Genomic DNA, 22649 nt, shown 5'->3' with positions numbered 1-22649 from the left:
TTGCAGCGTCAGCCCCAGCGCCAGCAGCGCATACGTCCCGCCGAGCACAAGCCCGAGGATAAGGATCGTGACAAACATAAGTAGAATTTCCTTGGAACTGCGGCCCGCCGGATGCCTTGGGCGGGCCGCATGTTTTGGTTCAGGTGATTACCATTCCGGCTTGGGAATAACGGGGGCAGATGCACCCGCTTTGTCCGCCGGACCGACGCCCACAAAGGCACCGTTCTGCCACTGGCCCACAGTCCACAGATCGCGCAACTGGTTGTCCTCCAGCTTGACCTGACCGATCACCGTATCGAACGTGCCGTTGGACAGTTCAGCCGCCAGATCACCATGATCCAGACCGACGCGGCCAATAGCCTGCTCCAGCATCTCAAGCGATGCAAAGGTCACGGCACTTGCCCAGCTGTCCGGCGGATTGCCGACAAAGGCGGTGTGGGCGTCGAAATAGGCTTTGACGCTGTCGCTGGTGCCATCAACACCACCAATCGCCATCACACCGTCTGCCTTGCCATCCGCAATACCCGGATAGATCGGGAACGCGCCGCCGACCGAGATGTAAAAGACCTTGGGGTTAAAGCCCATCGCCTGCGCGGTTTTGGTCATGCCAAAGCTGCCCGGCGGATAGGAAAACGCGACAAAGCTGTCTGCGCCCGATGCCTGCGCCTCAGACATGATCGCGGCAAAATCGGATGTGCCCAGCGGATAGCTTTCGTCATAGACCAGTTCGAAACCGGCCTCTTCGAATGCGGGGCGCGCGCCTTTGATCAGGTCGATGCCGAAACCGTCGGCAACGGACACCGCCGCGATCTGGTTGTTGATCGTGCCCGCGTCACGGGCCTGAGCCAGAACATCGACCAGACCGGTCGCATAGTCATGACCTCCGCCCAGCATCCAGAAGCTACGGTCCCAACGTGCCGCGAATTCCGGTGCCTTGTCGGTCACGGCGGTCACCGCCAGTTGCGGATAGCCGAAGCGCGCCATCAGCGGTGCAATCGCAAGGTTCGCGCCCGTGCCCCACGGCGGCAGGATCAGATCGACCTTGTCCTGCGATGCCAGACGTTCGATCGCGCGCACCAGATCTTCGTTCGACGACCGGTCGTCATATTCGACCACTTCGATCATCTTGCGCGACCCGTCGGGCATTTCGATGCCGCCTTCGCCGTTCACCTGATCCACCCAAAGGCGGTAGTTCGGCACGGTCGAAATCCCCGCACCCGTCGCGTTCGGACCGGTCAGGGCCACCGCATAGCCGATGGTGATTGTGTCGTCTGCCGCAGTCGCGTGACCCGCAGTCATGAAGGACGCCGCCGCCACCGCGAACGCCGTCGTGCACGCCTTGGCGTGTTTGAATAGATTAACCATGTCTCCTCCCAAGAGCCTTACTGGACCCGCCCCCAAACTTCGGGCGCAGACCATTCAGCAGGCGAGCTGATCCTCGCCGTGGAAAAGCTTAGGCGAAGGGATTAAGCGCAAGATATGCACTTATGAGAGCATTATTTGCATTTTTGCTGGATAGAATGGGTGAAAATCAGTAGCCACAAGGCATGAAAGCGCCGAATCCGCCCCAACCAACCCGCCGCGCCAGGCTGCAAATTCAGGACATTCGCAGCCCCCTGACGCGCGTCGGCGTGACGCTGGCTGCGGGGACAGCGCAGTTGGTACTGCTTCACGGCGGGCGGGTCGAACTGCGTGGCGGCGGCCTTCCGGAACGCGAAGAAATCGACGGGCCGCGTCTGCTGTGGCTGCCCGATGGCAACGGCGGCGAACTGTCGATTGCTGGCGGCACCCGCGCGACGATCCTGTCGATCCCCGAACTCGACGTCATGAACGCCCTGCCCGCCACGCCTTTGGGCGAACGAATGCGCAAAACCTTTGCCCAAGACCTTTCCGCCCCGCTGGAACGCGACGGTCAGGTGGCGCAGCTTGTTCAGGGATTGTCGCGGGAATACGGGCTGACCGAACCGGGCGCAGAGTTGTCCGCGCAATACTACCTGTCGCTGATCCTGATCCACATCTGGCGGCAGGTACGCACCGACATGGTCGCGCACGGCCATTCGCCGCAAGGTCTGGTGGAACGGTTTATGGCACTGGCCAGCCAGCGGATGCGCGAACATTTGCGGGTGTCGGATTATGCCACGGCGCTGAACGTCACCCGCGACAGGCTAGGCACCGCGGTACGGCGCGCAACGGGGAAATCACCGCAGGGCTATCTGCATCAACTTCTGATCCGCGAGGCATCAGAACTGCTGTCGAACACCGGCATGCCTGTCAGTCAGGTGGCCTACCGCCTTGGCTTTCACGACCCCGCGTATTTCACACGGTTCTTCATCCGCCATCGGGGCGAAAGCCCTGCCAAGTTCCGGCGGACGGCCCGCATCCGCCGTTTGGAAGGCGACAAGTCCTATGCCGCGTGGCCATAGAACCCGTCGCCCGAAAATTTAACCGCGACCGCGATAGGGCGGCACGCCTTGGTCGGGAATCCAGACGCTTTCGGGCTGCGGGCCGGTCTGCCAAAAGACATCAATCGGGATGCCGCCGCGCGGATACCAGTAACCGCCGATACGCAGCCAACGCGGCGACAGGAAATCGTTCAAACGACGGCCGATGGACACGGTGCAATCCTCGTGGAACGCGCCGTGATTGCGGAACGAACCCAGATAAAGCTTCAGCGATTTGCTTTCGACCAGCCAGTCCCCCGGCACATAGTCGATCACCAGATGGGCAAAGTCGGGCTGGCCCGTCATCGGGCAAAGCGATGTGAATTCAGGCGCGGTGAAGCGCACGTTGTAATCCACGTCAGCCTGCGGGTTCTGGACGCGCTCAAGCTCGGCCTGATCGGGATCGGTCGGCAGCACCGTGGCACCACCAAGCTGTTTCAGATTGCTGTAGATACTATCAGACATGGACAGTTCCTTTCGGGTCAGACGCCACGCTTGTTGCCCCAGACAAGGACATGAAGCTGCGGCAGAATGCGGGGGGCAAACCAGCCGTCACCGGTGGTTTTTTCGATCAACTGACGCAACCGGTCGGTCGCGTATTCTAGGTTCACGGGCAGATCGGGGTCTACCTCGGGGTTGCCGGGTTGCAGATAGAGCGGCATCTCGGGATATCGAGCAGCGGCCTCTTTCGCCCAAGCGTAATCGGTGTCGTCAAAGATGACGATCTTCATCACCGCCTGACCGCAGCCTTCAGACATCTGCACGCACGCATCGAACTTGTCCCAATCCACGGTTTCGCCGCTGGACGGCGGTTTGGGGCTTAGGACAAGTGTATCGAGATCGGCAAACCACGGCTGCGACACCGATCCTTGGGTTTCGCAGGCAAAGCGATACCCTTCGGCCTTGCCCAGCGCGATCAGCGGGGCAAAGTCCTGAATGGCGGGGTTCCCACCGGAAATCGACACGGTCAAAGGACGCCCGCCAGACAGGCGGCGCACCTCATCCATCACGGCCTTATCGGACATGGGCAGCCACGTGTGGCGATACTGGCTGTCCACCGCATGCATGGTGTCACACCAGCTACAGCGATAGTCACAGCCGCCTGCCCGCACGAACACCGTGGCCTCGCCGATCAGGGCCCCTTCGCCCTGAACCGTCGGCCCGAAAATCTCAACGATGCGCAGGGTCATGGCCGGTATTCGGCCCATGTCTTGGGCGTCTCGGACACTTTCACCGCCGACGTCTCCGGCCAGCGCGCGCGGCACCAGTCAAAGAAATGCTTGGCCATGTTTTCCGCCGTCGACGGCACATCCAGCACATCGTTCAGATGGCGGTGGTCAAACGTGTCGTCGATATAGGTCTTGAGCGGTTTGAGTTCGTGATAATCTCGCACGAACCCGTCCTCGTTCAACTCGGCCGCCGCCAGTTCGACAACAACGATATAGTTATGCCCGTGCAGACGCGCGCACTGGTGATCGGCGGGCAGATGCCCCAATTGGTGCGAGGCGGAAAAGTGGAACTCTTTCGAAATGCGAAACATCAATCTGCCTCCGCATTTGTGACGGCCTGACGCCAGAAATCAGGATCCTCATAGACCGTGGGATCAGTCACGCCCGCCAGATCAAACGCCTCGCGCCGTTCAACACATGTACCGCAGCGACCGCAGTGGTGTTCGCCACCCTTGTAGCAGGACCACGTCCGGTCAAACGGCGTGTTGTGCTTGGCCCCGTCGCTGACGATATCAGCCTTGGTGCGATGCACAAACGGCGTCCACAGGCTGACGTCGGCATACCCGTCCAACGCAAAGCGCTGCATCTTGTCGAAAGCCTCGACAAAATCGGGACGGCAATCGGGGTAGATAAAGTGATCGCCGCCATGCACAGCGGTCGCCACCGCATGATCACCATTCGCCGCCGCGATCCCGTAGGCCACGGTCAGCATGATTGCGTTCCGGTTCGGCACCACGGTGATTTTCATGGTGTCTTCGGCGTAATGACCATCCGGCACGTCAATATCGTCGGTCAGCGCCGATCCGGTCAGCGCCGCACCCACAGGACGCAGGTCGATAACGGTGTGGGGCACGCCCAAACGCTCCGCAGCTTCGGCTGCGAATTCCAGTTCTTTCAGATGGCGTTGGCCATAGTTGAAGGAAACCAAACGGGTCAGATCCCGCGTTTCCGCTGTGATATGCGCAAGCGAAACGGAATCGAGTCCGCCCGAGCAGATGACAAGTGTCTTCATGATGTAGTCCTTGTTTTTTAGACCGGGTAGGCTGCGACCGGTTCGGAGCGGCATATAGAGAAAGCCGTATTACGACGCAATCACCGCGCCGTGGATTTTTCCACGACGCGGCGTTCCCTGACGTCACCGTCTAAGATGAAGGGGCGGCGCGCGACCGCCCCGCAAGATCAGCTGTTGGCCAGCGCCTGATAAACGGCGGTTTCGAAGTCCATGTATCCGGTGAAGGACTCAGGATCGCCGAACGGCAGGATCTGCGTCGCCCAGTAACCGCCCACGCCGTTGGCGCGGTCGATCCAGTAAAAGCAGTTCGCCAGACCGGCCCAACCGATGGCACCGGCGGGGCGGCCTGTCGGGGCCTCTTGGGAATTGACCATAAAGGTGTAGGACCAGTCCTTGGCCAGCCCCGGGAAGAACTCAGCATCATTGGACAAAGACGGGATCACGCCCGGCAGCATCGTCACCTTCTGCGGCGGCACCAATGCGCCTTTGACAGCCCAATCCACCGTTTCCGGCTTCAGCACGCGGCCATTCGGGCCAGCACCGTCATTCAGCCACATGCGGATGAACTTCATGTATTCCGGCACCGAACCATAAAGACCGTGACCACCCATGTGTACCTCGGGGTCATCCGGCAGGGCGAAGTCGTCCATCGGGGTCAGGCTGCCGTCTTCGCCACGGGCATGGATGGTTGCTGTGCGCGACTTCATGTTGTCGGTGCGGGTAAAGGCAATGTCCGTCATGCCCAGTGGTGCAAAGACGCGCTCAGACATCACCTCGCCCAGACGTTTGCCGCGGATGCCTTCGACAACCTGACCGACCCAGTCGATGTTTGTGCCGTATTCCCATTTTTCACCGGGATCGAACAGCAAAGGCGTTTCAATGGACGCACGGCTGCCTGTCACAACCGAAGGCTGGCCATGCTCTTCGGCCAGACGCTTGTAGTCTTCATTGAAGAAGTCATAGCCAAAGCCCGCCGTATGCAACATCAACTGGCGCGTGGTGACATCGGATTTCGGCGCGCGCAGACGCGGCTGACCGTTGTCATCAAAGCCGTCGATCACTTGCAGATTGCCGATGGCAGGCGCGTATTCCTTAGCCGGTGCATCAAGATCCAGAAGCCCGTCCTCTACGCATTGCAGCGCCGTCGTGCCCGCAATCGCCTTGGTCGTGGAAAAGATGGCAAATACGGTGTCTTCGGTCATCGGATCGCCGCCGATACGACGTTCGCCGGATGCACCGGAGTAGATGTCGCCATCGCGGTCGGTGACCATCGCCACAACGCCCGGCACGCGGGACGCGCCGCTGGTCAGGCCGTTCAACACACCGTCGCAACGCGACTTGATATCGGATGTAATCGTATCTTTCATGTGGGTCCTCCCTAGAACTCGTATGGCACAGGCTATGGGCGCAAAGGCCCGCGCGCTGTCCGGCATCGGCAGGCGCTGTCCGGTTTCGGAAGGAAAATATCAGTGACGCGCAGCGCCTCCTGCCCGCAGCCGCGTCTGCGACGGCAGTTCACCAAACCTGTCGCGGTAGCGCCCCGCCAAAGCCCCGAGATTGCTAAAGCCCCAATCCACCGCGATCTCGGACACGCTCAGATGGGCAGGTGCGGTTTCCAGATCAGCGCGGAAGCCTTCCAGACGGCGCGCCGCCAGAAAATCGCGCGGGGAAATGCCGCGAAACCGTTGGAAGCCGCCCGACAGCGTGCGCGCTGACACACCCACGCGCTTGGCGACATCCCCGACGGTCGGCGCATCCCGTGCCTCGGCCTCGAAAATCTCTTCAGCGCGGCGCACATATCCAGGGGCCGCCGCCCGCGCGCCGCTTTCCAGTTTCACACCGGCCTGCGCCGCCCAGTGGCGCAGAAGTTCGACGCAAAGCACCTCTTCGATATGACGGACCAGCGCCGCATCTGCGGCAATCGTGCCTGTCCGCGTCAGCGCCCGCGCCGCATAATCCAGCAGTGACGGCCACGCGGTGTTCGGACCGCCGAACTTAACCCGACTGGTCCACAGCGTGTCATCGGGGACAAAGCCGAACCAGCGTTCGGCGGTATCAGCCATCACCTGATGCGGGATCGTTAGGTTCAACTGCATATGATCCGGATCGCCCTCAAGCCAGTAATCGGTGCGCGAACAATCCACGACAAAACTTTCCCCTGCCCCCGTCGAAACAGGCGCCCCGTCTGCCTGATGGTTCAGCGCCCCGCGCAGGGTGTTCAGAACAAGGATATTGCCCGCCTCGGGGTCGAACTGATCCAGAAAGATGCCGGTCCCATAAGAAAACCGCGTCATCGTCACGCGCCCCGCCATAGCCGAAATCATCGTGGCATCCGGTTTCGAAAACCGCTCCAGCGGCCGCACCTTGTAGGGCATATAGACCGTTTCACAAAAGGCCTGCACCTCGTCCCAATCGGTCGAGCGTGTGGCATCGTCATGCGGGATGGGTGCCCCCACCGAATCCAGCATCAAAGCATGTTCCAACAAAACCCCGTTCCTCCACCGCGATCTCGTAGTCGGGGGATGCTAGCACGTATTTCGCGCTTTTGGGGTATTTCTGACGCCCTACGACCGCGCCAAAGGTCGCGGATCGCCTACACTGGCGTCACTTTCAGCGGCACGGACAGCGGGCCGTACTCGGGCCAGCGGGTCATTTCGATGTCACCGGTTAGGGTCAGTTCCCGTGTTTTCGCCGTCAACTGCCGCAACACCTCTTGCAGCAAAAGCCGCGCAAGGGGCGCGCCAGGGCACATGTGCGGGCCCCGACCAAAGGTCAAAAGATCGCGGGCAGGTCGATCCAGTTTGTATTCATGCGGGTCATCAAAAACCGCCTCGTCCCGATTGGCCGATGTAAAGACAATGGCGACCGCCTCGCCTGCCTTGATGGTCTTTCCCCCAAGGTCGGTGTCCTGCCGCGCGGTGCGGGCGAATCCGCGATAGGGCGTGTAAAGCCGCAGCAATTCCTCGGTCGCGTCATTCACACGTGACGGGTCATCGCGCAGGTCCTTGTGATGATCAGGGTGCCGCGCCAGATGGACCGCCATCGATCCTATAAAGGTCGTGGGCGCGATAATCCCCACCAACAGAAACTGCCGCAGCGCCCCGAGGATCAGATCATGCGCCAAGGGTTCGCCATCCACCCGAACCGCCAACAGATTGGCCGTCGGGTCGGTGTCGGGATCACGGGGATGCGCGATGCGATCCGCGATCAGCGCCTCGGCAATGCCGTACAGTTCATCCGATCGGGCGCGCAATTCCGGCAGGTCCTGCCGCTGCAACGCCATGTTGAACGCAGCCCCCACAACGCGAATGCGTTCGGCCTGATCCGGCGCGAGGTTAAAGAATTCGGCCAGCAGAGCGATGGGCAACTGAAAGGAAAAACCGGCACAGATATCGCCGCCGCCATTGGCGATCCACGGGTCCAAAAACCGCGCAACCATCTGTTCGACCCGCGGCTCCCACGCTTTCAGGCGCGACGGGCTTAGAAACCGCAGGATCGCATTGCGGTAGGGGATGTTGTCGGGTGGGTCCAGATGCAGCGGCGGGCGTCTTTGCGTGGTGGCCACAGGCGGCACAACGTTTTGCACGGTGGTGGTGAACAGCTTCCAGTTTTCCAACACCTCGCAGGCATCAGCATGGCGCGTCACAGCCCAGAAGCCCCCCAGATCGTTTGACCACGCAACGGGGCAATGACCACGCAACCGGGCGAACTGGGCGTGGGGGCAGTCGAAATCTTCGACCTCTGGCACGGTGAAATCGTTAGGCCGCATCATAGCTCACACCGAAGGTCCAAAGTCAGCGCGGTGATGCCGTATTCCGTCCACCGCGCCCAAACCGGCGCGCCAGCCACGGCCAAGCCCGGCGTAGATAACAACGCATCCAGCGTGATCCGCGTTTGCAGCTTGGCCATCGCCAGCCCAAGGCACATATGCGGCCCGATGCCAAAGGCCAGATGACGGTTCGGGCTGCGATCAGGCACAAACTCCATCGCGCGGTCAAAGACCGCCTCGTCCCGATTGGCCGACAGGAAATTCAGCGCGACAGGGCAGCCTTTGGGAATATCCACACCGCCCAGCGATGTGTCCTTGGTCGCAACCCGCACCAACGCCTGATTGGCGGGGTAGTAGCGCAGCAGTTCTTCGATAAACGGTTTCCACGCGGAAGCATCCCTGCGCAGCAAAGCGACATGATCTGGATGCGTCGCCATGCGCCACGCGACCGAGCACAGGAAATTGCGCGGCACCACATGCCCGCCGATCAACATCAGACGCACCATGCCTGCCAGTTCCTCTTCGGTATAAGGCAGGCCATCGGGCGTTTGGGCGGCAAGACCACTGACGATATCGGTTTCCGGATCGCGCGGGCTGGCCAGACGGTTGTCCACCAGCCGGATCGCAAAGCCGTCCACCTGTTTGGACAGGCCGCCAGCAGTGGACAGGTCTTCGCCCTGCACGGCTTCAACATAGGCATGGCTGAGCCGCCCGATCTCTAACGCCTCCTCGGAATCAAGACCGAGCAATATGCCCAGGGCCCCTTGCGTGAAAGGTTCAGCAAACCCGCCCGAGAAATTCGCGGCCTCGGGCGTTTTCAGCAGGTCCGTCATCAAGCGACCGGCCAATTCACGCAGCGCGGGCTCCCAGCTGCGGACTTTGTTTTCCTTGAAAAACGGGTTCAGCCCCTTGCGATATCGGTCGCTTTCCGGCGGGTCCTTTTGCAAAGGAAGACGCGGCAATCCTTTGCGCGGGGATGACGGGATCACCGTCATCTTGGTGGCCGTGAAGGTTTCCGGATCGCGGCTGGCTTTTACGACATCGTCGTAGCGCATCAGCGTATAAAACCCGCCCCATTTGTCCGACCACGCCACAGGAGCCACCTGCCGCAGACGTTCCTGCGCTGCGGGGTAATTCGCCTGCGTTGCAGGATCGGACGGGTCCCAATCGCGGGTCATTGCATCAACAGGTTCGGAAGCCACAGGGAAATCTCCGGTATGTAGGTGATGAGGATCAGGAAGACCGCCATGATGATCACGAAAGGCACCATGCCGCGCACGGCCTCGGACATCGGCGCCTTGGCGATAGAGGACAGAACAAACAGGTTCAGCCCGATGGGCGGCGTCAGGAACGCGATCTCCATGTTCACGATCAGAACGATGCCGAAATGAACCGGATCAATGCCCAGCGTCGACAGCACCGGCAGAACGATGGGCGTGACGATCAGCATCACCGCAATCGCATCAAGGAACATGCCCAGAATGATCATCATGACGTTCAGGGCCAACAGGAACTGCCACGGTTCCAATTCTCGGGCGATGGCGAAGTTGACCAAGGCCGTGGGGATGCCGGAACCGGTGATCCAATGTGCGAACAACAACGCGAACATGACGATGAATGTTACAGCCGAAGCCGACTTCATCCCTTCGGTCGCCATAGGGAAAACATCGCGGAAGGTGACTTCCTTATAGACGAAAATCGCCACAAGGACCGAGGCGATGGCGGCGACGCCTGCGCTTTCGGTCACGGTTGTATATCCTGAGTATATCCCCGCAAACACCGACAGCGGGATCGCCACAGCAGGCAGCGCGCGCAGGTTCTTGCGGATGAATTCCGAGGTGCTGGCCCGCTGGCCCGATGCGTATCCCTTGCGCCGTGAATAGAAGATCACCCAAGCCCCCAAAAGCGCCGCCTGCAACAGGCCCGGCACGACCCCTGCCAGAAACAGACGCGGCACGCTTTCTTCGGCGATCAGCCCGTAGAGGATCATCGACAAGGACGGCGGGATCAGAATGCCCAGCGTGCCCGACGCACCCACTAGGCCCAGTGCAAAAGGCCGGTCATAGCCGCGCGCCACCATTGCGGGGATCAGGAAGGTGCCCATCGCCATGGCAGTGACCACGGATGACCCGCTGATGGCGGCAAACAAGGTGGTCGCAATGACCGCGACCAACCCAAGACCACCACGGAAATGACCGACCCAAGTTTCCGCCGCCTCGATGATCACGCGGGCGATGCCACCTTTTTGCATAAAGGTCGCCGCCATGACGAAAAACGGCACGGCAAGGAACGTGGTCGAGTTGATGCCGTTGATCGAATGCGCGGCGGCATCCATCAATGGGCGGCCCTCTGTCGCCAGCATCAACAGCGCCGCCAGCCCGAGCGACACGAAAATCGGCGCGCCCAGTGCCATCAGCACCAGCATCCCGCCCAATCCGATCAGAGCCTGCATATCAAAGCTCCTCGGTTTCGCGCAGGTGGACGACGCCGGAAAACGGGCGTTGGCCTGACAGTATCATCAGCGCGACGCGACCCAAAATCAGGGCCATCCCGACCGGCAGCGCCAGAAAGACCGCATAGGCCTGCGGCACCCGCAGACTTGACGCCGAGCGTTCATCCAGCAGCAGGGCAAAGGAATAGGCCTGCCAGCCGTAGACCATCATCGCGGCGCAGAATGCTGTGGCGACGCCGGTCATGGCCCATCCGATCACAGTGCGGGTGCGCGGTGAAAAGCGGGCCAAAAACACCTCGGTGTGCAAATGCCGCCCCTCGGCCACAAGCGATGAGCCCGCCAGAACGGTGGCCCAGATGATGCCGTATAAAGCGACCTCTTCCGCCCAGTCCACGGAATAGGCGGGGGCAAAGGCGCGCACCGCAGCGCCGCCCAGAAAGACCAGCAAGGCCGCGATGATGCATAGCCCGATCAGGACCGCCTCAACGCGGGTCCAGATGGTGAGGATTTTGGTGATCATGCCTGTATGTACCAATGATCGCGCTGCCCTTATTTCATAGGACAGCGCGGCATTTTCAGTTGCCTGTCAGGGCGGCTTGGACGCGGCCCACAAACTCGGCGTCCATCCCGCCATCCGCCACGATGGCGTCCTGCGCGGAAGTCATCTTTTCGCGCATCGCCTGCACGTCCGCCGGATCAGGGTCATGATAGGTCACGCCGTTGGCTTCATTCACCGACCGTGCATCGGCCAGTTCGTTGGCCGCGTATTCCCGCGCCCAGCCCACGGTTTCGGACCATGCCTCTTGAATAATCGCCTGATCTTCAGCGCTCAGTTTATCAAGGCTCGCCTTGGACATCAGCGGAATGTACACGCCCCAGCCCGCGTTGTCGGCGAAGGCATTGTCAATGCCTGCTTCCCACAGCTTGCCGCCCTTGATGGTCAGGTCAGTGACCGACCCCAGACCGTCAATCTGGCCTTGGGTCAGTTGAAGCACAATCTCTGAACGCGGGGTGGCCTGTGGCGCGGCGCCCATTTCCTTCATGATCGCGACAACAACGGGGCTGGGCGGGGTCGCCAGTTTTACGCCGCTCAGATCGCCGTAGGTCGCAACAACCTTGCCCGCTGTATAGGCCGAGTTGTTGGGCGCGAATTCGAAGTGACCGCCATCGGGAACAACGATCCCCTTTTTCGCAACCATGCCCCAAAGCTCATCACCCAAGGGGCCGTCCAGAATGGTGCGAACGTCATCGCGGGACGCGCCAAAAAACATCGGCAGCGTGATCACCGACAGGTTCGGTTCAAACCGGCTGAGCGTGGGGGACGCCTGAATGGACATGTCCAACGCGCCCGACGCCAAGGCGCGGATCGCATCGGCGGATTTATAAAGCTGGGCGGCAGGAAAGACCTCGACCGTGATCGCGCCGTTCGATTTGGTGGCAATCGCTTCGGCCCAGCGCTCGGCAGCCAGATTGCGCACGTGGCCCGGCGGGGTTTCCACAGACAGGCGCAATTCGGTGGCCATTGCCACGTCGGCGGCACAGATGGTCAGCGCAGTCAGCGCCAGCGTTTTGAAAAGGTCTTTCATCATGTCCTCCCGGAAGGTGCGGCTTCTTTGGCCGCGTTCATTTTGAACTGTTGGTATGTGACGCGCTTTGCGGTCATCCTTATCATTAGTTCATTTAGTGAACTATATTACGATTCTGTCAATGTTGTTTTGGCCATGAAAAATTGGAGAATTAGAGTGTCAGGCGCCGATTCTCCGTTCTGATTCACATTATTCGTTCAAAAACTGGAGCAGTTTTCGGGGCCCCGACCGCTTTACGAACCGCACGTCGCAAGGCTATTGATAAAGCCGGAACTAAGGACAGGAGACGCCGTGACCGGCCACAACACCAGACCACCCAAGGGCGATGACTTTGGCATCCTGTCGCGGGATCTGCCCTTTATGGCGCGCACATTACAAAGCCTGCTGCGCCCCGAAGGCCATGCCATCCGTCAGGCACTGGACCTTGAGGCCGGTGTGATCGGAGTGCTGTCGGTGATCTGGCTGAACCCCGGTATTTCGCAAAACGATCTGGCGACATCCGTCGTGCTGAAAAAGTCTGCCGTGACCGCAGTGGTCAAACATCTGGAAGAACGCGGCCTGGTGGCGCGCGAACGCAGCCAACAGGACCGCCGTCAGAATGCGCTGACCCTGACTGCAGACGGGCATACGTTGATTGCGAAAATTCGGGAACACACCGAGGCGCTGAATGATCGCCTGTTCGAAAACGTATCAGCGGCCGAGCGCGAGACGTTCTTTGCGGTGATGGATAAGGTCGTTCAGAACCTTTTGACCGGATCGGATCGTTAAGCACCCGATCGGGATGACCGGCCCGGCGTGCACCGGGCCGGAGAAATCTTAGTACACTTTGACCAGACGGAACTGGGCCACGCTGTTGTTCTGGAAGCCACCATCAACATTGATGTCTTTGCCCAGCATGCCCTGCACCTGAACCGTCGGGCTGACGAAGTGAGTGCCAAAGACGCGCAACTGGTCGCTCTCGGTTTTCAGGCCGCTTTCGAGGCCATTTACCGTCATGTCGCCACCGCGCTTGCCGGAATAGCCGATCGCCAGCGATGTGGTCGGGCCCCACTGTTTGCGCAGCATGGCCTGCATCTGCCACGACGGATCGCGCTTGAACTCGACGCCGTCCACGGTGCTGTCGGCCTTGATCGCGACATCCAGAACGCCGTCAAAGTACCAACCGCCACCAAGGCCCTGGATCAAACCAAGCTGCGGAGTCAGCGTGGTGGTGCCTTCGCCGATGCCGATCTTGCCGGGCTCGAAGTTGCCGGTGGGCAGTGTCGCAAACAGCGAGAAGCCGAGCGTCGTGCCGGTCTCGGGGTTATCGGGCTGAACGGGCCAGACTGTCAGGCCCAGCGTCGTGTCGCCCAGGCCGTTCGACATTTCCTGCTCGACCCCGCCGATGTCGGCCTCAAGGCTGGCAAAGGGCATGACCAGATGGAAAGCGGCAGGCATGCTGCCCAGCTCGAAGAAGTTGACGTTGCGCAGGATGACAACGTCGCCTTCCAGCTTCGACGACGGAATTTCGTTGCCGTCGATCTTCAGTGTATCCGAGCTGAGGTGCTGCCAGTACACCATGCCCAGATTGGTGCCGCCCGGCAGAATGGTGTAGTCGCCCGGACCGACGTCGATGGCCTGTGCAGGCCCGGCCAAGGCAAGTGCGGTCGCCGCCGCGCCAAGGGTGTAAGTGATCTTCATTTAGGTCTTCCTTTATTATGATGCCGAAGATGGTGCGGTCCGGTTCCAGAAGGCTTTGGTACGTGCAGGCAAAGCCCAGCCTTACGGCAAAGCGGGGGCCTTGCCGGTGTCTGGTTTTCTGGTTTCCGGACCGCTGAGACAGGCACAAAAGAACCGGTCGCGCCGAAGCCCGTCAGTTGCTTTTTTGCTGTGTGTCTGGCTGGATGTCAGCGCAGGACTGCGCTGTTAAACCGGTCAGTCCGGATGTGATGTGTTTGGCATTGTTGTCCTCCCTCCGGCTGTCCCTCACCGATACTCGTAAAAACTGCGCGGCCCTCCCGCCGCACATTTCGACATTACGTAAGGCACTCATTTAAACAAAAAATATTTGGACAAATTTCGCGTGGTGAAATTAGGAACGCGAAACGGCGCGGTTTCCGAATGTCCAAGATATGGTGCAATACCCGCAACAGTCGCCAAGCCCCCTTGGGGCCGGAAACGGTGCATTTTTGGTGGCAAATCGGCAACGCGAGGATTCGGTATTGGGCCGATACCGTGGGCGCAAAACCACTAGGCTGCGGGCTGTTCATCCAACTGGCGGGCATTGGCCAAGGCGCCCTTTTCGCAGGCCGTCACCGTGGCGCGCAGCTGCTTTTTCAACGCCGCAACATCAACATTGGCGCGGGCGAAATAGGTGATCCCCAGTGTCCCCACAAGTTTCGACCCCATGCGCAGTGGCAAGGCCAGTGAATGGGTGTCGGGCTGGTTGCTGCCCGAACGTTCGCCGAAACCGCTGGCGCGGGTCAGGGCCACCACGGACTCGGCCCGTTGCGCGATCGCGGTGGCCTCTTCTGCGCTTGAGGCGGACTGCTGCAACAGGGCGACCAGATGGCGGCGTTCTTCTGCGGAACAGAAGGCCAGATAGGCGCGGCCATGGGCAAAATCCAACAAAGACATGCGTCTATTGATGGCCGAGCCGTAGTGCGCAAGGGGGCTCATGGGGATGGTACTGAACCTGATGACCAGCGCATCGACGTCCAGCGTTGCCAAGGCTGCGGGCCAGAGGGTGCGCCGTGTCAGGGCCTCGGCCTCTTTCCGGACAACATCGAAAACCTGCGGAAGGCCGTGATATCCTGCACCCAGTTTGGCGACCTGATCGGTCACGCTATAGCCCGCCTGCCGCCCCAGTTTCTGGACATATCCCGCCACCATCAGGGTTTCGAGCAGCCGTACCACCGTCGGCGCGGGGAGGTCGGTTTGTTCGGCCAAGTACTGCACTTTGACGACCGGCGCGCGGTTCATCAATTCCAGAATTTTCAGCGCCCGTTCGACGGCGCGCACTGTCTTTTGGCCGGTCGTTGTCATGGATGGAAAGGTAAAGGGTTTCCGCCTTTAACAAAAGCGCGCTGTAATCAGTGCGCGGCGCTCATCAGCGCCACGAAATAGCCCAGTGCGATTTTCTGTAATCCGCTCATATCTGCCCCAAATACTGATCCCAAAGATTGTTTCGCAGCACCAGATCGGGGTCCAGATATCGCTTGGCTTCGGCGAAGGCGATGCTCCATGGGTAGACACGTTTGAACTGGTCCAGCGTCGCATGCGGGCGGTAGGGCAGATAGTAAGCGCCCTCGATATCCGCGATCCGGTCGATCAACGCGCGGGTCATGCGGGTCATGTCGGCCTCGGCCCGTTGGGTCAGTTCCTGACTGAACGACATCACCGCCGCGATGCGCGGAACGGGGGCGTAGGACAGCAGGCTGTTATCATCCGTCGCCACATAGCGCAGCGTGACGTTCAGGAATTCCTGATAGGACGCCGGAACGACATCCTGACAAGCGGTCAGGAAATCGTTGAACCGGTCAAAGCCCACGAAATATTCGTGCAGGATATCGGTGCGGTCAGGGTTGCGATCCGCCAGCGTCGCCACCGGTTCGTTGATCAGCGAATTGCGCGTGTAAGGACCGGACCCAAGCGCAGGGCCAACGCGTGTTTCGTTAAACCAACGGAAGGATTTAAAAGGCTCGTTGCCCAGTTGGGCACGGTAAATGCGGCTTGCCAGATGCGACATGATCCCGGACCCGGACGCAGGCGGCAGATCATCCTGATCTTCGGCTTCGCGAAAGGTGGTCAGCATGGCCTTTTGGAAGAAAGTCGCGCGTTCAACGTTCAACCGCCCAAAAGCCATTTTCACAGTCGGATCGTCGACGGCTGTCTGGAAGGCTTGGGCGAACCCCGTCGCATCAAGCAGTTGGAAACTGGGCACAAGACGGGTGTTTTTGACCATCTCGACCTCAAGATCGACGATCACACCAACCAATCCGTAGCCGCCCATCGCCATATAGAACAGATCACGGTTTTCATCGGGCGAACAGGTCACCAGATCACCTGATGCCAACACCATGCGCACCGACCTGACGGTTGATCCCATCGGCCCAAAGGGCACTGCCCAGCCATGGGCGTTGACCAAATAGGTCGCGGCCACGCCGAAGTCGTGGTTCGATTGCATGACCTTGGGCGACCAGCCTTGCGGGTCCAAGGCGGCGATGACCTCGGACCAGCGGGCACCGGCGTGCACGCGGAAGGTTTGCGCATCGCTGTCGATCTCGATCGCTCCATTGTCGAAGGTGATCGCAGTGCCATCGCGCGGGATGGCCTGAGCGCCCATAGAATGACGCGCCGCGCCTACGTTCAGTGGGCGTCCTTCGGACCGCGCCTCGGCCAGTTCGGCGCGGATTTTTTCGAACAAGACATCATCTGCCGCGTCGTTCAGAATCAGATGCTTTTTGATCGGGGTCGCGGACAGCCCGCTGGCATCGTTCAGAAACCCCTCGCCCGAGGGTACGGGCATCGGTTTTGTGCCTGCATAGACCGGAAGGTTCGGGCGCAAGGCGCCGGACAGGCCGTAACCCGCAACGCCCCCCAAACCCACAAGCGCCGCGCGGCGTGTAACTGTCTTCATCTAAAAACTGCTCCTGCCCATTTTGCGCGTCCGGAAGGGACAGCGGCCTTAAGGGTTTTTCTAAATAACGGGTTGCAAACCCGTGGTATCAATCAGCCAATGCAAGCATCATCATCGCCTCTTGGCACAGATAGGCCGTGGCCAAAATATCCTCAGGGGCCTGACGTGTTTTCAGGCCCTCAAGCCGGTCCGCCAGAACCAACAGTTGCCGCGCCTCGGCCCCCGCGGCAAGGCGGGCCAGAGTGTCGGGCTGCAGATGGCGGCACTGTTCGGCCAGTTGCGACAGGTCCTGTGCGGGAAAAGCTGTCTGCAAGGGTGTCCCGCTGCTGCCGGTCAGGCGCTGGAAGCCCTGCAAAAGCCCCGCTTTGGCCCGCGCCAGCGCGCTTCCCGCCGGAAGATCGCGGAACTTCACATCGACGGCCTCTAAGTCCCCCAGCGACGACAGCAAAAGCGTGACAGGTTCGTGGATCAGGTCATCCCCGACAACCGAGGTCAGCACCAGCAATGCCACCGCGCCGGGAAATTGCGTGTGCAACTTTGCAAGGCGCGGGCGGTCATCGGGCGTTGCTGTCAGATCAAGCGTCTGACCCACGTTATCGGTGGCCCGCCAGACATAGCGCTGGCTGATGTCGTCGAACAGGGGTTCGGAAATGCTGTGCGGCAGGATGAGCGATGGCACGGGCGCGGCTGCACGGCGCAGGCCGGTGCCCATCCGCACCCGCAAATCGGCGCGCAGATCGGACCAACGCCGGATCAGGGCCGGACTGTTTTGAACATCGGAGGTCCGCAATGGCTGAATGTCTTTGGCCCGTGTTTTGTCACCGGTCGAGATCTGTCCGTCTTCGGCGCACAGCGGGTTTTCCAGCACCAGAAAAGATCCGCTAAGTCGGGACGCTGCGGGCGTGCCCCACAGCGGATTTAAATAGGCTTGATAGGCGGTAAAGGCCAAATCCATGCCTGCGCCACGGGCGACGGTTGCGCTCCGATGTTCGCCGGTTTCCTGATCCAGAAAATAGGCGGTCAGGCCGCGCGCGCCGTTGGGGGTGGTCCACCCATGCAGACCCAGACACATGAGCGTCATATCCGCGACAGGCTGATAGGAACGCCGCGCCTGCCCCAACAGATCGGTATCCTCAGGACAAAGCCGAATGGCCCGCGCCAGTGCATAGGTCCGCGACAGCGCGGCCAGAAACCGCCCGCCTTCAAACCGGACATCACCGGCTTCGGCCCAGCCCGCTTGCGTGGACAGGGTCATCAACTGGCCCATCAGACGCGGTGCGGATTGGACCTTGGCGGAAATCGCGAGGTCCAGAAGACGTTCTTCGGCCAAAACGGCAGAGCCATGGAAAATCTGCCCGATGGCCTCTTCCAGCGCACGCAGGATCGCATCCATCGTTTCGCTGTCAGGCGCGGGTGCAGCGTTCGGGCTTGCCAACGGCGCATCCCGCGCGACACCTGCCAAATCACGCAGCGCGATCGCCCCTGCCGCAACGACAAGCCGTTTGCGTATGGCTGGCCCCTTATACAGCGCGGCCTTCAGGTCTTGGCCCGCAACAAAGGTCACTGTCGCCTCGGGTGACGGAAAGCTTGCTTGGGCATTGCCGCCCCTCTGCTCGACATGGGCCGTCGCCGCCAAGACAGCAGCGCCGTCGAAATCCGCCCCAGCAAACTTGCGTAGTTGGTCGGCGGTCAGGCCCACCAGCCAGTCCGATGCGCTGACAGTTGGGGCCTCGGGCGTCGCAGGTTCTGCATCCGTCGGTTCGATAATGTCGCGCAGCACCAGAACCGCCGTCAGGATATGGCTACACACGCCGGTTGCCGGGCAATCGCAGGTCGCGGTTTGCGGTCCGCCCGCAGGGATCGTGACGGTCTGCCCGCCGGTCTGCACCCTTGCCTGTGCGTCGTCAAAGTGCTGGACCTGCGCGTCGGGCACGGCCTTTTGTGCGCGCCGCAACAGGCCCTTGTTGGCCAAAGCCACCAAGGCATCATCATCGAATGAGGTGATCAGGGCGCGCAGGCTCATTCCATTACCCCCGCCAGCCATTGCGCCAGTTTGTCCGGCGTCATCGCGGCGATCTTCATGCCAAGCCCGGCCAGACGGCCTGCAATCTGCGCGTCCATATAGGGATCGCCCAGATCATCCAGCGCCGACAGTCCGATCATGCGCACCCGCGCCTCGTTCATCCGCGCGACCGCGCGATAGAGCCTGCGGGGGCTTGCGCCTTCGGCAAAGTCGGAAATCAGAACAAAGACCGTGCGCTCGGGCGTGTCGATGTAGCGTTCGGAATACTCTACCGCCTGCCCGATATCCGTGCCGCCCCCCAGTTGCACAGATAGAAGCGTGTCCAGCGGATCGGTCAGCTTTTCGGTGACATCAATGATGGACGTATCGAACAGAACCATCGACACGTTGACCCCCGGCAGGCCCGACAGGATCGCCGCCATCACCGCCGAATGGATGATGCTGTCGGTCATCGACCCGGACTGGTCAACGCAAAGGATCACCGACCACGGCAGACGCCGCCGTTCACGGGACACAAAGCGCAGGTCGTCGGCGATGATGCGGCCCGTTTCCGGATCGTAGTTCTTCAGATTTCGCCGCAGCGTGCCGCGCCAGTCAAAATTCGCCGCCGACGCGACGTGGGACCGTTTATAAGGATTGCGGCGACCCGAAAACGCGCGCTGAACGTCTGATTTTAGACGGCGCATGATGTCTTGGATCACCGCATCGGCCACCTGCCGCAACTTGTCCTTCACTTCGGGTTTTGCGCGGCCATGAAAGCTGAGCAGTGTTTTCAGAAGGTCCTGATTGGGTTCCAGATTTTCCAGCGTCTTGGGATCATCCAGAAGATCCGACAACCCGTAGCGGTCCAGCGCGTGATCCTGAAGCACCTCGAACACCGATTGCGGAAACAGCTTGCGCGCAGACCCCAGCCAATCCAGCGCCTTCATCTGGGTCGGGTCCAAAGTGCCGGGGCCTTTCGGGCGGTGCAGCCCGCGCTTGTCGTATTCGCGGCCATAGAGATAGTCCAATGTTCGGTCCATGCGCACGTCAGACTTGGACAACCCGCCCATCTGCCGTTCCGCATAGCGCCCCAGCGCCAGCCGCCAACGCCGTTGGATGTTCGAGGGATCGTCACTCATGCCCCACCCCCGATGATCCAGCCGTCCAATCCGTCAGCCATAAGTCCCGTGCGCAATTCTGCATCCACCTTGGCACCCAAGGCGGCCTCGGCCGCGTCCACATCGTGAAAATGCGCGGTATAGCTGCTGGCCGATCCGCCATGTCTGCGGGTCAGGGCCGCGGCCACCAGATCGGCCTCGCGCGGGGACAGCGCGGACAGGGCAAGGCGCAAATGGGGCAGCAATTCAAGAAACCCGTCATCCGTCACGCCGTTCAGAAATTCATCCAGTGCATCCAGCACGCCATCAACGGTCCACAGCAGGGACGGCGAAATCGCCAACACGCCGCGCAATCCAGCCAAACGCGTCAGCAAATCCGGCGCGCTGCCGTTCAGTTGCGCCTTTAGCAAATCAGGCAGGGTGTGATCGGGTTTGCGGCCTGCATCAACCGCAATGGCCGTGATCGCGCCTAGCAGTTCCGGCGCGGGATCGGCCAACGCCGCACGATCAAGCGCGTCGTCAAACAGGGTTTTGTCCAGGTCATCCCCCTCGAACCCGCGCATCAGTTCGGACACAAGCCGCAGCGCATCCAGACAGGGCTGGATCGCATCGTCACGCATGTTTGGCAGGTCGTCACAAAGATAAATCATGCGGGCAAAGGCCTGCTGCATCACGCCTGTGATGTCCAACCCGTCAGGCAGCGACAGGGGGCCGCGCGATGCCTCGATCCCGTGCAGGGTGACCATCGCCTTGGCCGTGTCTGCGAAATCGGCGGATCGGCTGATCGCCCCCGCGATTTCGGTCAGGAAACCTGTCAGCTCGGTGCCCAGCCCTGCCAGAAGACCCCTTCTGAACATGGTCAAAAGCGCAGGCAAATCGTCGGCGCGTCCGTCCTTGGTCAGCGCATGGCGATCTGCGAACAGTTTGGCCAGACAGGCGGCGGGTACCGTGTCGCCGTGAACGGCGGCCTCGATCAACTGGCCCTCGACGCGGGGCGACCATGCGTAATCCCAGCGCTCGAACAAGAGGTCGGTCTGCTTGGCGTTCTGGAAATCCGGTCCGCCGCTGCGGGTCGCAAAGCCGCTGTCCAACAGGGCCATCGCATGGGCAAAGCGCGACGCAGCCAGATGGGCGGGTTTGCGGCGGATATCCAGACTGCGTTCGCGCCGCCGTCCGTCGGACACATCGAACCGGTGCGCACGTGCGCGGGCCATGGCGTCGGCCACAATCGGCGGCTGGCCGGCAGCGTCGCTAACATCGCCCAGCGCATGACCGCGCAGGTATTCGGTGAACCGTTCCCGCCAGACATCCGACCCGCTGTCTTCGCCCTTCAGCAGCGCCGATGTAAGACCGTCGAACAGATCATACCGCAGCGCCCCGGGACGTCCGCGCAACCGCGCCAGCGTTTCCGCGCTGCGCAGCATTTCGACCTGCGCCGGAACGGAAATACCATGGCCATCGCCGCGCATTTTATGGGCGAACTCTTGGGTCAGATCATGGGCAAAGGCCTGCCAGTCCGGTGCTTGGCCGCGCGCGTCGGCATGATCCCAAAGCGACTGGTAATACGCTGGCTGAGGCAGGCCCGCGCCGTACCCCATCAGCGCATCCATATCCTTATAGCCGTAGCGGATCAGATAGGATGCAGCATCGGATTTGCTCCCTGCCCGCGTTTTTCCTGCCGTCTTCACAGGCTCTAACAAGGCCGCCGCATGAAACCCGCCGATCACGCAAACCACGGGGCCTGCACCATCGGCCAGCGCATCCCGCAGGCAGGCGGCCATGTGGGCCTCGCGGGCATCATCATTCGTGGCTTGGAACTGATCTTCGGGCGTCGAGGCACGAAGAGCGGCGCAATAGGTGCCCACGTCTTGCAGAAAGCCGCGCCAGTCGGGGTCGCCCAAACGGGTTTCGAACAGATGATCCCAAAGCTCGAACCCGTCGCGGCATCCCAGCCGGTCACTGAGCGCGCGGATGTAATCCCCGCTGTCAAACGCCTGTTCCTGCACCAGAGACTGTGGGCCTTTGTGATTACCGTCACGGCCCTGCATTTTGGCGTCTGACCCAAGGTCGATGAACCGCACCTCGGCCCCGATGGCGGCCCCTTCGCGCAGGGCGATCCATTCCGGCGAATGGGCGCAGAACGGGTAATAGGCCGCCAGACGCGGGCCATCTTTCTGATCAAGCAGACTGGCCGCAGCGACGGGCGGCACGGTGTCAGGGTCCAGCAAATGCGGGATCAGATGCGCCAGATCGTGGGGCGCTTCGATCATCACGTGGGATGGGCGCAGGTCACGGATCATAGCCCGAATCGCCCACGCGCAGGCGGGCGAATGGTGGCGGATGGGGGCCAGATACAGGCCGGTGTCGGGCTGGAACAGCCTGTCCCGCACCTGATGGATCAGCGCCTCATCCCGCATGG

20 protein-coding genes are annotated in these 22649 nt (G+C 61.1%); 2 read left to right on the top strand and 18 right to left on the bottom strand.

Annotated features, from left to right (window positions below):
• Positions 1 to 147 precede the first annotated feature (147 nt).
• Entirely contained in the window at positions 148 to 1365 is a 1218-nt protein-coding gene (locus tag AC4FIA_RS14985) for an amino acid ABC transporter substrate-binding protein (protein WP_490366522.1), read from the bottom strand.
• Between the two features lie 182 nt (positions 1366 to 1547).
• Here AC4FIA_RS14985 and AC4FIA_RS14980 point away from each other — a divergent pair, with 182 nt between their 5' ends.
• Positions 1548 to 2423 (top strand): helix-turn-helix domain-containing protein, encoded by an 876-nt coding sequence (locus AC4FIA_RS14980; RefSeq protein ID WP_490366521.1) that lies wholly within the window; start codon positions 1548 to 1550, stop codon positions 2421 to 2423.
• Between the two features lie 18 nt (positions 2424 to 2441).
• Here AC4FIA_RS14980 and queF read toward each other — a convergent pair whose 3' ends face one another.
• The 11 genes from queF to dctP all read right to left on the bottom strand — a co-directional run bounded on the left by queF (position 2442) and on the right by dctP (position 12489).
• Positions 2442 to 2906: a preQ(1) synthase gene (queF, locus tag AC4FIA_RS14975; protein WP_103909013.1), complete on the bottom strand. Its 465-nt coding sequence runs from the start codon at positions 2904 to 2906 to the stop codon at positions 2442 to 2444.
• A 17-nt stretch (positions 2907 to 2923) separates the two neighbouring features.
• On the bottom strand, positions 2924 to 3631 hold the full coding sequence (queE, locus tag AC4FIA_RS14970) for a 7-carboxy-7-deazaguanine synthase QueE (protein WP_490366525.1): 708 nt from the start codon (positions 3629 to 3631) through the stop codon (positions 2924 to 2926).
• The gene (queD, locus tag AC4FIA_RS14965; RefSeq protein WP_287475520.1) at positions 3628 to 3981 is read right to left on the bottom strand and encodes a 6-carboxytetrahydropterin synthase QueD; all 354 of its coding nucleotides are present in this window, start codon (positions 3979 to 3981) and stop codon (positions 3628 to 3630) included. Before queD ends, queE begins: the two co-directional genes overlap by 4 nt.
• Positions 3981 to 4682, bottom strand: coding sequence for a 7-cyano-7-deazaguanine synthase QueC (queC, locus tag AC4FIA_RS14960; protein WP_490366520.1), 702 nt, complete (start codon positions 4680 to 4682; stop codon positions 3981 to 3983). Before queC ends, queD begins: the two co-directional genes overlap by 1 nt.
• Before the next feature lie 167 nt (positions 4683 to 4849).
• Positions 4850 to 6049: a methyl acetate hydrolase AcmB gene (gene acmB / locus AC4FIA_RS14955; protein ID WP_490366519.1), complete on the bottom strand. Its 1200-nt coding sequence runs from the start codon at positions 6047 to 6049 to the stop codon at positions 4850 to 4852.
• Positions 6050 to 6148: 99 nt separating this feature from the next.
• Entirely contained in the window at positions 6149 to 7150 is a 1002-nt protein-coding gene (locus AC4FIA_RS14950; protein WP_490366518.1) for an AraC family transcriptional regulator, read from the bottom strand.
• A 125-nt stretch (positions 7151 to 7275) separates the two neighbouring features.
• Positions 7276 to 8454 carry a cytochrome P450 gene (locus AC4FIA_RS14945; RefSeq protein WP_490366517.1) on the bottom strand — a complete coding sequence of 393 codons (1179 nt, stop codon included), beginning with the start codon at positions 8452 to 8454 and terminating at the stop codon, positions 7276 to 7278.
• Complete coding sequence (locus AC4FIA_RS14940) at positions 8451 to 9653, bottom strand: cytochrome P450 (RefSeq protein WP_490366516.1); 1203 nt, start codon at positions 9651 to 9653, stop codon at positions 8451 to 8453. The genes AC4FIA_RS14945 and AC4FIA_RS14940 overlap by 4 nt, the downstream gene beginning before the upstream one ends.
• Positions 9626 to 10903: a TRAP transporter large permease gene (locus AC4FIA_RS14935; RefSeq protein WP_488048696.1), complete on the bottom strand. Its 1278-nt coding sequence runs from the start codon at positions 10901 to 10903 to the stop codon at positions 9626 to 9628. The genes AC4FIA_RS14940 and AC4FIA_RS14935 overlap by 28 nt, the downstream gene beginning before the upstream one ends.
• A gap of 1 nt (position 10904) precedes the next feature.
• Positions 10905 to 11423: a TRAP transporter small permease gene (locus AC4FIA_RS14930; protein WP_490366515.1), complete on the bottom strand. Its 519-nt coding sequence runs from the start codon at positions 11421 to 11423 to the stop codon at positions 10905 to 10907.
• Positions 11424 to 11478: 55 nt separating this feature from the next.
• A complete protein-coding gene (dctP, locus tag AC4FIA_RS14925) occupies positions 11479 to 12489 on the bottom strand; it encodes a TRAP transporter substrate-binding protein DctP (protein WP_490366514.1) in 1011 nt (336 codons plus the stop codon).
• A gap of 291 nt (positions 12490 to 12780) precedes the next feature.
• Between dctP and AC4FIA_RS14920 the strand changes: the two genes are divergently transcribed.
• Positions 12781 to 13257 carry a MarR family winged helix-turn-helix transcriptional regulator gene (locus tag AC4FIA_RS14920; RefSeq protein ID WP_234994665.1) on the top strand — a complete coding sequence of 159 codons (477 nt, stop codon included), beginning with the start codon at positions 12781 to 12783 and terminating at the stop codon, positions 13255 to 13257.
• A gap of 48 nt (positions 13258 to 13305) precedes the next feature.
• Here AC4FIA_RS14920 and AC4FIA_RS14915 read toward each other — a convergent pair whose 3' ends face one another.
• The 6 genes from AC4FIA_RS14915 to AC4FIA_RS14890 form a co-directional block, all read right to left on the bottom strand.
• Positions 13306 to 14169 carry a transporter gene (locus AC4FIA_RS14915; RefSeq protein WP_490366513.1) on the bottom strand — a complete coding sequence of 288 codons (864 nt, stop codon included), beginning with the start codon at positions 14167 to 14169 and terminating at the stop codon, positions 13306 to 13308.
• A 549-nt stretch (positions 14170 to 14718) separates the two neighbouring features.
• A complete protein-coding gene (locus tag AC4FIA_RS14910; RefSeq protein ID WP_490366512.1) occupies positions 14719 to 15513 on the bottom strand; it encodes a DNA-binding transcriptional regulator in 795 nt (264 codons plus the stop codon).
• Positions 15514 to 15619: 106 nt separating this feature from the next.
• A complete protein-coding gene (locus AC4FIA_RS14905; protein ID WP_490366511.1) occupies positions 15620 to 17107 on the bottom strand; it encodes an FAD-binding oxidoreductase in 1488 nt (495 codons plus the stop codon).
• A gap of 88 nt (positions 17108 to 17195) precedes the next feature.
• Positions 17196 to 19130 (bottom strand): hypothetical protein, encoded by a 1935-nt coding sequence (locus AC4FIA_RS14900; RefSeq protein WP_490366510.1) that lies wholly within the window; start codon positions 19128 to 19130, stop codon positions 17196 to 17198.
• Entirely contained in the window at positions 19127 to 20251 is a 1125-nt protein-coding gene (locus AC4FIA_RS14895; protein WP_490366509.1) for a VWA domain-containing protein, read from the bottom strand. The genes AC4FIA_RS14900 and AC4FIA_RS14895 overlap by 4 nt, the downstream gene beginning before the upstream one ends.
• The gene (locus tag AC4FIA_RS14890) at positions 20248 to 22647 is read right to left on the bottom strand and encodes a DUF5682 family protein (RefSeq protein WP_490366508.1); all 2400 of its coding nucleotides are present in this window, start codon (positions 22645 to 22647) and stop codon (positions 20248 to 20250) included. Before AC4FIA_RS14890 ends, AC4FIA_RS14895 begins: the two co-directional genes overlap by 4 nt.
• Positions 22648 to 22649: the final 2 nt, after the last annotated feature.

The sequence above is a fragment of the Thalassococcus sp. genome (genome assembly GCF_982780845.1).
This window is presented reverse-complemented; position numbering and strand designations above follow the sequence as displayed.

What these genes read in the sequence shown, in the direction of transcription:
- queD (WP_287475520.1), bottom strand. Translation starts at nt 3,981, where the DNA reads ATGTTTCGCATTTCGAAAGAGTTCCACTTTTCCGCCTCGCACCAATTG.
- AC4FIA_RS14945 (WP_490366517.1), bottom strand. Translation starts at nt 8,454, where the DNA reads ATGATGCGGCCTAACGATTTCACCGTGCCAGAGGTCGAAGATTTCGAC.
- AC4FIA_RS14930 (WP_490366515.1), bottom strand. Translation starts at nt 11,423, where the DNA reads ATGATCACCAAAATCCTCACCATCTGGACCCGCGTTGAGGCGGTCCTG.
- AC4FIA_RS14895 (WP_490366509.1), bottom strand. Translation starts at nt 20,251, where the DNA reads ATGAGTGACGATCCCTCGAACATCCAACGGCGTTGGCGGCTGGCGCTG.
- queC (WP_490366520.1), bottom strand. Translation starts at nt 4,682, where the DNA reads ATGAAGACACTTGTCATCTGCTCGGGCGGACTCGATTCCGTTTCGCTT.
- acmB (WP_490366519.1), bottom strand. Translation starts at nt 6,049, where the DNA reads ATGAAAGATACGATTACATCCGATATCAAGTCGCGTTGCGACGGTGTG.
- AC4FIA_RS14900 (WP_490366510.1), bottom strand. Translation starts at nt 19,130, where the DNA reads ATGAGCCTGCGCGCCCTGATCACCTCATTCGATGATGATGCCTTGGTG.
- AC4FIA_RS14890 (WP_490366508.1), bottom strand. Translation starts at nt 22,647, where the DNA reads ATGCGGGATGAGGCGCTGATCCATCAGGTGCGGGACAGGCTGTTCCAG.
- AC4FIA_RS14935 (WP_488048696.1), bottom strand. Translation starts at nt 10,903, where the DNA reads ATGCAGGCTCTGATCGGATTGGGCGGGATGCTGGTGCTGATGGCACTG.
- AC4FIA_RS14915 (WP_490366513.1), bottom strand. Translation starts at nt 14,169, where the DNA reads ATGAAGATCACTTACACCCTTGGCGCGGCGGCGACCGCACTTGCCTTG.
- queF (WP_103909013.1), bottom strand. Translation starts at nt 2,906, where the DNA reads ATGTCTGATAGTATCTACAGCAATCTGAAACAGCTTGGTGGTGCCACG.
- AC4FIA_RS14910 (WP_490366512.1), bottom strand. Translation starts at nt 15,513, where the DNA reads ATGACAACGACCGGCCAAAAGACAGTGCGCGCCGTCGAACGGGCGCTG.
- AC4FIA_RS14980 (WP_490366521.1), top strand. Translation starts at nt 1,548, where the DNA reads ATGAAAGCGCCGAATCCGCCCCAACCAACCCGCCGCGCCAGGCTGCAA.
- queE (WP_490366525.1), bottom strand. Translation starts at nt 3,631, where the DNA reads ATGACCCTGCGCATCGTTGAGATTTTCGGGCCGACGGTTCAGGGCGAA.
- AC4FIA_RS14985 (WP_490366522.1), bottom strand. Translation starts at nt 1,365, where the DNA reads ATGGTTAATCTATTCAAACACGCCAAGGCGTGCACGACGGCGTTCGCG.
- AC4FIA_RS14905 (WP_490366511.1), bottom strand. Translation starts at nt 17,107, where the DNA reads ATGAAGACAGTTACACGCCGCGCGGCGCTTGTGGGTTTGGGGGGCGTT.
- AC4FIA_RS14950 (WP_490366518.1), bottom strand. Translation starts at nt 7,150, where the DNA reads ATGCTGGATTCGGTGGGGGCACCCATCCCGCATGACGATGCCACACGC.
- dctP (WP_490366514.1), bottom strand. Translation starts at nt 12,489, where the DNA reads ATGAAAGACCTTTTCAAAACGCTGGCGCTGACTGCGCTGACCATCTGT.